The 12909-nt window shown below is 38.0% G+C and carries 10 protein-coding genes; 2 read left to right on the forward strand and 8 right to left on the reverse strand.

Going from position 1 to position 12909, the window contains the following annotated elements; translation table 11 throughout:
- Positions 1-35: 35 nt before the first annotated feature.
- Entirely contained in the window at positions 36-3248 is a 3213-nt protein-coding gene (locus tag AC27GZ_RS11955) for an efflux RND transporter permease subunit (protein ID WP_487095353.1), read from the reverse strand.
- A 2-nt stretch (positions 3249-3250) separates the two neighbouring features.
- Complete coding sequence (locus tag AC27GZ_RS11960) at positions 3251-4468, reverse strand: efflux RND transporter periplasmic adaptor subunit (RefSeq protein ID WP_487095355.1); 1218 nt, start codon at positions 4466-4468, stop codon at positions 3251-3253.
- A 372-nt stretch (positions 4469-4840) separates the two neighbouring features.
- On the opposite strand from AC27GZ_RS11960, the gene AC27GZ_RS11965 reads away from it, so the two are divergent.
- Together AC27GZ_RS11965 and AC27GZ_RS11970 are read left to right on the forward strand one after the other, a co-directional pair.
- Complete coding sequence (locus AC27GZ_RS11965; protein ID WP_487095357.1) at positions 4841-5314, forward strand: tellurite resistance TerB family protein; 474 nt, start codon at positions 4841-4843, stop codon at positions 5312-5314.
- Between the two features lie 52 nt (positions 5315-5366).
- Entirely contained in the window at positions 5367-6230 is an 864-nt protein-coding gene (locus AC27GZ_RS11970; RefSeq protein ID WP_487095359.1) for a CvfB family protein, read from the forward strand.
- Between the two features lie 119 nt (positions 6231-6349).
- Here AC27GZ_RS11970 and AC27GZ_RS11975 read toward each other — a convergent pair whose 3' ends face one another.
- From AC27GZ_RS11975 to AC27GZ_RS12000, 6 genes are all read right to left on the reverse strand, one after another.
- On the reverse strand, positions 6350-6472 hold the full coding sequence (locus AC27GZ_RS11975) for a hypothetical protein (RefSeq protein ID WP_487095361.1): 123 nt from the start codon (positions 6470-6472) through the stop codon (positions 6350-6352).
- Between the two features lie 163 nt (positions 6473-6635).
- A complete protein-coding gene (locus tag AC27GZ_RS11980) occupies positions 6636-7685 on the reverse strand; it encodes a M14 family metallopeptidase (RefSeq protein WP_487095363.1) in 1050 nt (349 codons plus the stop codon).
- On the reverse strand, positions 7682-9163 hold the full coding sequence (locus AC27GZ_RS11985) for a glutamate-cysteine ligase family protein (protein ID WP_487095365.1): 1482 nt from the start codon (positions 9161-9163) through the stop codon (positions 7682-7684). Before AC27GZ_RS11985 ends, AC27GZ_RS11980 begins: the two co-directional genes overlap by 4 nt.
- A 184-nt stretch (positions 9164-9347) precedes the next feature.
- Entirely contained in the window at positions 9348-9902 is a 555-nt protein-coding gene (locus AC27GZ_RS11990) for a class I SAM-dependent methyltransferase (protein ID WP_487095367.1), read from the reverse strand.
- A gap of 31 nt (positions 9903-9933) precedes the next feature.
- Positions 9934-12456: a TonB-dependent receptor gene (locus AC27GZ_RS11995; protein WP_487095369.1), complete on the reverse strand. Its 2523-nt coding sequence runs from the start codon at positions 12454-12456 to the stop codon at positions 9934-9936.
- A gap of 89 nt (positions 12457-12545) precedes the next feature.
- Positions 12546-12866, reverse strand: a complete 321-nt coding sequence (locus tag AC27GZ_RS12000; RefSeq protein WP_487095371.1) for a hypothetical protein — start codon at positions 12864-12866, stop codon at positions 12546-12548.
- Positions 12867-12909 lie beyond the last annotated feature (43 nt).

A 12909-nucleotide genomic window follows, 5' to 3' on the forward strand; every position in this document is an offset into this window, starting at 1 on the left:
TTAGACGGTGGTTTTGAGTTCAGCGAAACAAAGCACTAACTTGATGGCAGCTCTTGCGGCTCTTTAACCGCATCAATACGTTGCGGTGTTTTCTTTTTTCGTTTAAATAAGCCACGTAAATCTTCAATAATCATATATAAACTTGGAATAAACACTAAGGTTACAATAGTCGCGAATAATACCCCAAACGATAATGATACTGCCATTGGAATAACGATTTGCGCTTGAGCACTTTTTTCAAAAAAGATAATCGGAACCAAGCCAATAAACGTTGTCAATGACGTCAGTAATATAGCTCGAAAACGTTTAGTTCCTGCATGTATTACTGCATCTTTAAGACGTTCACCTCGTTTTCTAGCCTTATTAACATAATCTACCATCACCAGTGAATCATTCACTACCACCCCTGATGCGGCTAATATGCCCATAACAGATAAGGCACTTAAATCCATGCCAAGTATAAAGTGCCCCATTACAGCACCAATAATACCAAAAGGGATTACAATCATGATCATCACGGCTTGAGAATAAGATTTTAATGGTATGGCTAATAATGAGAAGATAACCATTAATGAAATAACAAAGTCTCTAAGTTGATCATCAACGCTGTCCATTTCCTCTTGAATACTACCCGATAGCTCACTTTTCACGCTAGGAAATTGTCTCAATAACTCAGGCATATAGTTATCACGAATATCTTTCGCGATTTCAAACGGCTCAACTTGCTCTGCATCGACACTCGCCCAAACATTGACTGTTCGGTTACCATTTTCACGACGAATACGGGTTACACCATCTGTTAAGGTGATATTAGCCAACTGTGATAAAGGCAACTCTGCACCATTAGGTGCTTGAATCAAAACATCTTTAACATGACCGACACTACTGCGCTGCTCTAATGGATAACGCACCATCACTTTAATTTCTTCACTATCACGTAGAATTCGCTGTGCTTCTAATCCGTAAAAGCTATAACTTACTTGTGATGCAATCTCAGCTAAAGTTAAATCCAAACTATGGGCTAGTGGTTTTAAGTCGAGCTGGACTTCTTTTGCACTAGTTTGACGAGAATCGTTAACATCGCCTACACCTTTAAGTGAATTAAGCTTAATTTTTAGCTCTTTCGCTGCAGCTAATAGCTGAGCATCATTAGTACTTTCTAACCTAAAGGCTACATCACCATCATCACGACCACCACCAAAGAGGTTATCACTGATATTAAGCGATTTAACGCCGGGATAATTAGGAATAGCTTGACGCCATAACTCGGCTAACTCAAAGGTATTAATGACTCTTTCTTCTGGAATAACAAGTTTAACCATAACGCTACCACTGGTGCGGTTTCGCAAGTCTACCTGCATATCAGCAATCATGGTTGACCCATATTGTGCTTGAATATCCTCATCCACTTTATAAACAATACGTTCTATATTAAGTAGTGTATCTAAGGTTGCCGTTTCAGAAGCATCAATATTCATATCGACAGTTATACGTGGAAAATCGTGCGGTATTTTAGGCTGACCAATAAAGCGGACAAAACCGCCGCCATACAAGCCTGCACTAACTAACATTAAGCTGATAAAAAACATGAGTACAGCATAACGATACTCAAGACAACGAGCTAAAGCTGGACGATAAACGTTTTCAATATATTTCTTCAAATTCACATCAACCCAGCGACGAACTCTATCAATTGGGTTTTTGGGGTTAAATTCCTTAATTTTCATCTTCACTAAATGCGCTGGCAAGATGAGCTTTGACTCGATTAAAGAAAATATCAAACATAAAACCACAACAGCACCAATCGCTTTACCAAATGCTGATGAAGGGCCTTCACCGAATAAAAAGGGCACAAATACTGCGATAGTGGTTAATACCCCGAAAGTGGCCGGCATAGCGACACGTTTAATACCACGAATAACGTTATCAGTAGTATGACCGTGTTCTTCTATTTCATCATGAGCGCTTTCCCCCATAACAATGGCATCATCAACCACAATACCTAATACCAATATAAAGGCGAATAAGCTGATAACGTTAATCGTAACGTCAACAAACTCCATGGGCATAATTAACAAAGTACCTAGGAAACAAACTGGTAAGCCCATCATTACCCAAAACGCTAAACGAACACGTAAAAAGAGTGCCAACATAATGAAAACTAAAATAGCACCACTCTTCATGTTGTCTAACATCATGTTTAAGCGACCTTCAAGGTAATAAGTCATATCAACCCATACTTCTAACTTAACGCCTGAAGGTAAAATTTCAGCTTTCTTATCAACATAATTATCAATGATATTAGCAACATCGGTGATGCTTTGATTATCAGCTGCGCCAACAAATAACGTTACTGAGTTTTTACCATTAAATTTCGAATATTGAAGACCTTCTTCAAAGCCATCAACAATAGTTGCTACATCACCTAATAATATTTTTGTACCATCTTCTAAGGTGATAAGTGGAATAAGTTCAAACTCGTGGCCGCGATATGCTTGGTTTTCAACACGTAAATTAATATAGCCATTTTCAGCACGAATTTGCCCTGCTGACATGTTACGAGAAGAACTACGTACCGCATTGGCTACTTCTCTAAAGCTTAAGCCGTACTCTCTAAGTTTATCTTTACTGACTTCAACCGAAATCTCGTAACCTAAGCCACTGTATAATTCAGAGACATTAATTCTAGGTAACTGCTGAATTTCATGATGAACTTTTCTACCTAACTCTTTCAATTCAACGTTAGTCAAATCACCATATAAGCTGATATACATGACTTCTTGAGTAAATTTTTCACGTTCAATTTTGATACGCTCCATACCATCAGGAAAGCTCGGAATGGAGTCAATTGCAGATTTTACTTCCTCTAATACCACTTGCGGATCATAATCTAACTCAACCTCAAACCAACCGTTTGAATAACCTCGATTTGAGTAGGTAATAACGCGTTTAAGCCCTTGTACTGACTTCAACGCTTCTTCAATTTTAATTGTGATACCTTCTTCCACTTCTTGAGGAGCAGCCCCAGGATAAGGCGCGGCATAAGAAATCCAATTAATTTTCACTTGTGGAAACATTTGTTTATCAATAGTTTTTATTGTTAAAAAACCGCCTAACAAAATAAAAACCATCAGTAAGTTTGCGGCAATAGAGTTACGCGCAAACCAAGCAATCAAGCCTTTGTTGGTATCAATACTCGCATCAACTGCCTTATCTTTGTTGCTGCTACTTTCTTGAAGAGTACTCATGCTTACTCTCCTTCATTGTCATTGCTAGCCACTTGCGTATCTTTAGCGCCTTTAAGCTCTTCTTCGCTCTCTAACACTTCATCTTTAATGCTATCTGCTAAAGCGAGCTTCATGCCATCAACAGGGTAATCTAATGCTGAGATAATTAACTGATCGCCATCAAGTAAGCCTTTAGCAACTATCACATTCTTACCTTGTTCGCGAATCACCTCAATCGGTGCGTAATGAAGTTTCGAATCACTATCTAATAAAGCCACCGTATCATTAACGACTAAATAGCGTGGAACAACACTTGCCGACGCTACTGACTGGCCGATTATTTCAGCTTTAACATAAGCGCCAAATCTTAAAGGGGCATGATTGTTTTTTGAAATGATTTGATAAGGGTCTTGAATTTCAGCCACTAAATAGCTCATACGGCTTTTATCATCAATAACCCCTTCACTGCGAGCTATATTCGCTTGCCATTCAACTTCAACGCCAGCAAATACGCCTTTTAAGTTAACCTTGGCGAACTCGCCTTGATCCACTAAATACTGCAATTGATTATCGGCAACAGGTAAACGTACTTCTGCTACCGAGGTACTTAATAATTTACCAATCTGTGTTCCAGTACCCACAAAAGAGCCTAAGCCGATCATTCTACTCTCGATCATAGCATCATAAGGCGCTCTAATTTCAGTACGTTGTAAATTACGTTCAGCTCTTAAAACAGCAGCTTGCGCAGCTTTTACGCGTGCGAGCTCTTGTGCTAATTGTGGTTTACGTAAACTTAGTTCAGTAGGTGAACTATCGGTTATTTTTTTCCATTCTTGCTCGGCAACTTTACCGTGAGCCACTTCTTGCTCTAACGCTGCTTTGGCTGATGCCATACTAGCCTGAGCATCAATTAGTGCTGCATGGTAATCATTAGGATCAATACGAGCTAGCAATTGATCTTTTTTAACCAAGCCACCTCGAACAAAAACCTCGTCTAACTCCACTATTTCACCGCTAACTTGTGCAACTAGTGTGGTTTCATATTTAGGTTTAATTACCCCATAAGAGTCAACATGTAATGTCATCGGAGCAACAACAATATCTTTAACAGCCACTATTGGAGTTGTATCAACTTTTTCTTTTTCTTCTGGTGGTTTTTTCATGCTTGAAAAACCAATTAAAGCAGCAACTCCTGCTGCAAGAATGGCAATAGGGATTATGATTTGTTTTTTACTAGCCACAGTTTTATTCCTCTTGAATTCAAATGTGCATATTTAATTTTTAGAATATAGCTAACTTATCACTATGTATAGTCAGCATATTTTATAGGGTAAATGATATAGAATTCCCCGCTGCAAACTATTACAAAGTTGTAACCGTGTATTTCAATTTGTGCGCCTATTTGTAAAAAACAAGCAAAAAACTTAATATTCAAACATTATAAACAATAAAATCAAACAGTTATAACGAAACATTTAAAAGACTGCTTTTTATTTTTAATTGTCATACACTGGCACTGATAGTGTGGAATCAGCCTATTTCGCCAATATTTTTGTTTTTCACAAAATAAAGTTGTCAAATTAACCACTTATTTTCTATTACTAGGAGGTTGTATGCTCAATAAAATTAACCGCTTTTTTAACACCTTGTTAGCCACTGAAAATGCAGAACAAGATGATGCTCTTTCAATTGAAATTGCATGTGCTGTATTACTATGCGAAGTGATGCGTGCTGACAGTATATTCACTAGCAAAGAACAAGATGAGCTAAGCGCTATTTTAGCTGAACACTTTGATTTATCATCGCAAGAAGTGGAAGATATTTTAAAACAAGCCTTTGAATTAAGTGAAAATGCCAATGATTTTTATCAATTTACTTCAAAGCTTAATCAATATTACTCACTTGATGAACGCATTAAAATAGTCACCTTGTTATGGCAAGTTGCTTATGCTGATGGAGAGCTAGCCAGTATTGAAGAGCATATCATTCGAAAAATAGCCGACTTGTTGCATTTACGACACAACGAATATATTGCGACCAAGATAGCTGCTGAGCAGTTTCACAGTACCGCCTCTAGTGATAAATAGCTAAATCAGGTAAACTAGCCGCTGAATTATCCCCCTAAATATGGCGTCCTACATGACAAACTCACAAAAACACTCTGCAAACACTCAAGCAGAAATTGGCAAATACAATACACTTACTGTGGTTGCTGTTGCAGACAATGGTGTTTACCTTGATGGTGGTGAATTAGGTGAAATTTTATTGCCAAACCGTTACTTAAAAAGTGATTGCCAAGTCGGTAGTTGTGTCGAGGTTTTTGTTTATTTAGATTCTGCCGATCGTATTATCGCCACAACCGAAAAATCGCTTGGGCAAGTGGGTGAGTTTGTGTCATTAAAAGTGGCGCAAGTAAATAAAATGGGCGCTTTTTTAGATTGGGGCTTACCAAAAGATTTATTAGTGCCCTACAACCAACAACACACAAAAATGGAAGAAGGTAAGTACTACTTGGTACGCATTTTTCTTGACCAACACACAGATCGTATTGTTGCTTCGAGCAAGCTTGATAAATTTATCGATATTTGGCCAGCTGAATATCAGCAAGGTGATAAAGTAAAATTAGTTATAGGTGGCAAAACTGACTTAGGTTTTAAAGCGATAGTTAACGATTTGCACTGGGGCTTATTGTACGACAATGAAATTTTTCAACCATTACGTATTGGTAAAAAAGTTGATGGTTATATTAAACAAGTTCGTGAAGATGGTCGCCTAGATCTGATTCTCACCCGTGGTAGTAAAAATAAAGTTAACGACTTTGCTGAGCAGTTATTAGCTCATCTAGCTAAAAATAATGGCTTTAGTCCGTTACATGATAAAAGCTCACCAGAGCTGATCCAAAAGACATTAGGCGTAAGTAAAAAGACGTTTAAAGCGACAGTGGGCAATTTAATGAAAAAAGGAAAGCTAACCATTGAAAAGAATGGAATAAGATTGAAGTAGCCGCTATTTAATTAGCCATTAAATATTAAAAAATATTTAATGCACTCACCAACTACTTCAATAGTATTTTAAACTATTAATCTTGCTAAACTTATAAAATTGCTTAGCTTACAAATAGCTTAGTTTAAAATAGTAAACCAACCCATCAACATAGGTAATAACGGCATTGCAAGTAATGCAACAATCGCTGTTGCTAAATGACGTTTTGAACTAGCATCTTTAAAATCTTCATTGTGTGACATCTTGACTACTTCCTAAAATGGCAAAAAAACGAGCGCATTCTAACCAGTAATCTAAGTTAAGCATAGTTTTATTTGATCTATATCAAATATAAATAGAATTGATGTTTGTGTGATTTTTATTTTTGCTTTATAAACAAAAACTTACAACGTAAGCAGATCACCATTAATTTGCTTCAATGGTGGCTTCAATAGTGGCATAAAAAAGACAATCATTAGTAGCAATATCAGGATCTGTTGTTGCCATAAAAATTTGCAAAGACTGTTTGGTAAAAATGCAGCCATTTTTTAAGGTGAACATATCATCTAATTGCTCTTCGCCCTGCTCATTTTTGACTGTAAAGGGAAGTTTATTTCCTCCTTCATACCAACCAATAAATTCCCCTTTCGGTGTCAATTGGTTATTTAATTGTTCAGTATCAGTTCGTAAAGTAACATCTGCTGTAGGTAAATGATGATGAGCAAAAGCAACGCCAAGGCTAGGTAATAACTCAACTCTAAAGGGATGTTTATGAATATCAACTTGGCTAGTTTGACGATCAAAAATATTATCTTCACCAGAAAATTTTACTAAGCCAGAATAAGCTAATTGGTGTGACTGTAATTGACTGGCACCACCACATTCAACAGTCACTATAGAAGTCGAAAAGTTTTGCTCCATAATAGCCCCAACTCTAAGACCGGTTAGTATCACTTTATTGGTGAATAGTGAGATCAAAGCTAATGCTTGTTTACTCTCATCAATTGAGACACCAAAAGCTGGGCTTTGACCTGAAGTATTATGTAAATCAATGACAGCTTCAGGGTTAACAGCGTTAACCTCCTGTTTGATTAACTGTGCTCGCTCAACAATATCGCGATGTTTATGATGATGTATTTGTTGACTGGCAAAAAAACGATTTAAATCTTGCCCTAATATTAAATAACGGTGTGAAAATTCTGGTGATAACTGCGCAGCTTCAACATTACACAGAATAAAACGCATATTAACTGCAGGCTGTTGTCCTTTCAACAGCCACTGATGAAGGGCAATAAAACCTGAGGGCTCATTACCGTGAATTAAGGTTGTGACTACCCGACTTCGGCGAGTGTCCTCACCTTTTATATCAATAACACACAAGCCACTGAGTTGCCTTAAAAAAGCCAACGGTGTTGGTGCTATATTTTCTATATCAGCTTCTGTGTAGTAACTAACTTGATTAACAAATTGATTCATCGCCAGCATTGCTCCCACTCACTAATAGGCTGACCTGACAGTTGGTTTTGGTAGTAAATTGCCAACATCTTTTCGCAGGCTTTATCATTACTTAATGATTGACGTAAATATCGTAAAGTGTTCTTCGCCCAACTACCTCCAGTGACCCCAACTGAAAGCCGATTGCTTATTATCGCTAAATATTTATCACGCTCTTCTTTATCAACTCCTAGACTTGTTAAGCCGTCATCAGCGACGATTAACATATCGTCTATGACTTGCCTTATTGGCACTTCCACCGGTTTATTCTGATAGTTTTGTGGCCATAAAATTGTCGCATCTAAGCCATTTTTAGCAGCGCGATAAAAATTATAATGAGCAAATTCGAAAGGAATGCGTGACAAGTATTGCTCAACCCTATCAGACAGGCCAGCTGCCATACCTATAGTAAATGCAGCATTGGCTGCCATATCAAGTGCTGTAGGGCCTGCTGGAAGTGCTCTAAACTCAATACGCACATGACCTTTACCCGCAGGTGAATAAATAGGACGATTCCATGGCCACGTTGTGCCCATGTGTAAATCAAGCTCCGCCAACTCAGGGTTTTCACCTTCAGCTAGCTTTTGAGCTGGAAATAATTTCGGCATGATAGGTTGATATAAATTTACCGTTTCTGAAAATAACTCCCATGCCCCTTTTCTAACCCACCCATGTCCGAATGTAACGCGAGCAGGTTCACGCCAATTATTATCATCAGGAATGCGATTATCAGTAGACTGTTTAAAAAGCGCCACACGTGTCTCATCCCAGGCACAATTACCTAGAAAAACCCCTGAGTTTGCAGCTATGGCCAAAGACATTGGTAAGGTAAGTTGCGCGGCATTAAAGACGTCGGGAAATTTATTTTTTTCTGTCATCAAGTGCACTTGAAAAGAGGTATTTGCTCCTTCAGCGCACAACTCTGAGGTATAAAAATCGATAGATTCATCACCATCAATGTGGATATGAAATGGTTGCCCTTTCAGTTTAGTCAATTCGCGGGCTAATAATTTATACCTGCCTAGCTCAGTCATATAGTGGTTAGACAAATGTGCTTCTTTAAGTGTCGGTAATATACCTATAGCCACAGGGCGTGTATCTAGCTTTTCGGCAACAGTATTTAAATGGACAAATTTAGTGATGATTTCTTGGGTGATTTTGCTAAAAGGTTTTCCTTTGGCTTTAACAGCCTGCAGGTTGAGCTCAATATTGTATTTATTTAACTCAGATTGAAACTGCTTATCATCAAGCAGTGCCAGCAACTCAAGATTAATAGGGCTCACTTGCTGCTGAGCATCCATTAAGTATATTTCTAACTCAGCCCCTATATATAAATCACCTGTACCAAAGTCAGGTTTTTGCATAACACGGTTTAATTCATCGAGCTGATCATGAATACGACGATTAAACTGCAGATAATCGTCAGCACTAAAAACTTGCTCTGAAATATCACGCCCCATATTAGCTCCACTTACGATGAATAGACCCAAAAGCCATTGCTTGAGTGTCAATATTAACTGAGATGAAACAACTATATATTCATAGTATGACTAGAATTTTGATGACGCAATGCCATCAGCAACCTAGTTAAACTATCATTGCGCTAAGTCATATTTTCACAGCATTTTTTGGGGGATAGGTAAGCTAACTAGGTTTTATGGCAACAAGTTGCGCAATGGCTTTAGAGGTACCATCAGCATTAGCAACAACACCTTCAAAGCTGTGTAATATTTGCCAGCCTTTGAAGGTATTTTCCAGTTCATTAGCAATGAGCAAGAAATCAGGGTTTTTAGGGCGACCAAATTGCGCTTGTTGCTCAGTGAAGGTTTCATAAATAATCAAACCACCTGGCGCTATGGCAGCTTTGATCTGATCAAATAAAGGACGGTGTAAATAACGAAAAACCATAATTGCGGCAAAGTTTTTACCCGCTAAAGGTGCAGTATTAGCTTGCTCAAAATCAACTGGCCAATAGGTGGCTAGTTTGGCTTTTTCTTCACTGTCATGATGTAAAGAAAGCTCTACCTCGGTAAGCACTTCTTGTCGAACGTCAGCAAAGGTGGTTGCAATATTATTTTCAATTAAATAAAGGCCATTTCGACCAGCACCACACGCTAGATCAAGCACAGAGTTCTGCTGCTCTGCGCTAATATACTGTAGCTTTGCTAAGTATTTTTCTAACAGTGGTGAATGCTGCACGTTAAAATGGCCTTAGTTCACTGAAGAGTATTTAAAAGCTACCGCGAATACCAATACTGAAATTTCTTCCAGGTAATGGCGCATCGTCTTTTAAGAAAGAGCTATGCACAAACGCAACTTCATCTAATAAATTTTGCGCTTTAACGTATAGCACAATGTCATTATCCATGATATTGATGCCAATATTACTCAAGTAATAATTATAGTTAAAATCAAGTAAGGTATAAGCGGGTGTTGAAGTTTCTAACGAAGCAACATTGTCTTGCTCGAAATAATGATTTAGCGATACTTCACTTTCAAAGCTTTCACCTTGATATGTTAATGACGAACCAATTCTCATTGGTGGAGTACGCGGTAAGTAACCGCCATCAACTAACTTAGCGTTAATATAGTCACCAAAAACAGACACTTTTAATGGGCTTGAAATCTGATAAGCAAATTCAGCTTCTAACCCATACATTGCAACATCTTCTTGTTGATAAATTAGAATAGGTAAGCCTTCATGTTCATCGTGTTCTTCCTCATGAACATCATGGTCGTCATGTCCACCTTCAAACACTAACCCCGTATCTTGCTGAAAGTAAAAATCATTTACTCGGTTATAAAAAGCACTAACAACAAAGCCAAAGTCACCTTCAAACTTACGCCAAGTTAAGTCAATACTGTACGAGGTTTCAATTTCAGGTGCGTGTTCAGCTAACTCGACATGGATTTCATCACCGTGTTCTTCATCATGATCATCATGATGGTCTTCGTCATGGTCATCTTCCATATGTAAATCAAACATGGCACCAATTTCAAAGGTATTAGTACCAATATGAGGACCAAATGAAAATAGCTCAGCTGCTGAAGGAGCACGTTGAGAAAAGGCTACTGACAAGCCTAAGTTATAACCGTCTTGATAGTCCCAAACAAAACCCGCAGAAGCGCTAACAGGGGTAAAATCTTGCTGCTTAAATGACACTAATTCTTGATCATGGTCGTCAAAACCAATTAAAGAATCATCAGCATTAAGTGTAACATGCTCTACCCTAGCACCTAATTGTAGAAGGACGTCACCAAAGTGCTTCTCTTCTAACCATGCAACGGCAAAGCTATCTGTTTCTGATGGCGGTGTAAAAGCTTCATCACCAATAGCTTCGAAGTCGGAGCTTTTATAATGCAATGTCCAAGCACCATGCCAATCTTTATAACTTTGATGGTATAAATCAACTTTCAGCTCATTACTTTTATTAGTAAATGTTGTACCTACCATGCCATCTTCAATTTCTTGATGTTGATAATCAGTAAAAGCATATTTAGCGGCAAGTTGTTCTATAAAGGCATTATCAAAGCTTATTTCAGTTAATAACTGAAATCTATCTTGCTTCATCTTAGCTTGGGTGCCTATTTCTTCCTCATGATCATCATGCTCTTCTTCACCTTCTTCGTCCTCTTCTTCATGGTGAGCATGACCTGGAATACCATACTCTTTATCTAACCTGCCATAAGAGAAACCAAAAAATCCGTCATCAAATAAATAGCTTGAGCCAATAGTGAAGCCACTTGATTTAGAGTTACTGTTCGCTAACGTACCATCACTGTGCTCTTCATGCTCGTCTTCCTCATGTTCACCTTCATCATGGTCTTCCTCTGCATGCTCTTCTTCAACATGAAAATCTTTTGGTAACTTATAGTTGCCAGCATCACGCCAGAAACCATCAAGGTGGACAGCAAACTCTTCACCGCCTATTTCTAAACCTTTTTGTATTGAAAGTGCGGCCTGTTTTTCATCAGAAACATCGTTATATTGTAACAACCAATCAGCCATGGTTTCATTTGAAGTAGGTATGCGATTATCAACCACATTAACCACACCACCGATAGCACCACTGCCATAAAATAAAGTCGCTGGGCCACGTAATACTTCAATTTGTGTTGCAGTACTTGTTTCTGCTGATACAGCATGATCAGCTCCAACACGGGAGGCATCACCGGCATCTAAGCCATTTTGCGTGATTAAAACTCTTGGTCCATCTAAACCACGAATAATCGGGCTACTTGTCACTGAACCATAAAAGCTTGAGTGTACGCCCACTTCATTTTTTAAGGTTTCACCCAGTGTAGACGCTTGCTTTAATTTAAGCTCATCACCAGTAATAACATTGACAGGTAGTGCTGACTCTATTGTTGATGAGTGTAATGGTGTTGCATAAATATCAATAATTTCTAATACAGAAGGTGATAACGCTATTTTTAAACCAGAAATACCTTCTTGTTTTAGGGTTATAACCTGGCTGTTATGAGAAAAGTTTTTAGCGCTAGTATGTAATTCTATTTTTCCCGCTTTAAGCTCTGATAGCGTAAAAAAGCCTTGTTTGTCACTAGTTACTTTTTTATCGCTGCCATGAATAGATATTATGGCTTCACTGATAGCTTTCCCTTGAGAGTCGACTATTTGCCCTTTGATATTTTGAGCGAATGCTAATGAGCTAGTTGTTGCTAGGGTCGCCAATGATAATGTACATGCACTCGCAAGCTTACTTACAGGCATAGGGATATTTTTTAAAAACATGATGTATTCCAATAAAGTGTATAAGTCGCTTAAACTAGGCTCTTTCTTTTATGAGCCTATAAAAAATAAACGAGATGATATTTGTAAAACTATTGAAATACAGGCGGCGCTCTTAATTGAGGTTGAATAAAATAAAACGTTTTAGCTTGCGTTGTTTTTGTGTTTTGAACTTGCAGACAATAACAAGCTTCAAAGGGAGCTTTTATACTTGGAAATTCTTCTGGAGAGCCTATACCTTGATGGCATATATAACACTCTTGTTGCTCAGCATTTACAGTGTATTCGGTTAAGTGATCAGCATGAGCAAGCGTCGATGTTAAAAAAAACAACACAAAAACCACGAGTGCAAAAGCATTCATGGTTGGTTTATTTTTAAGTGCGCTTGTATAAGCGCGAAGAAGTAGACTCATCACAAGTGTTATAATATAACAAGTGTGATGAAGCATCAATATT

The sequence above is a fragment of the Colwellia sp. SU-HH00943 genome (assembly GCF_057546125.1).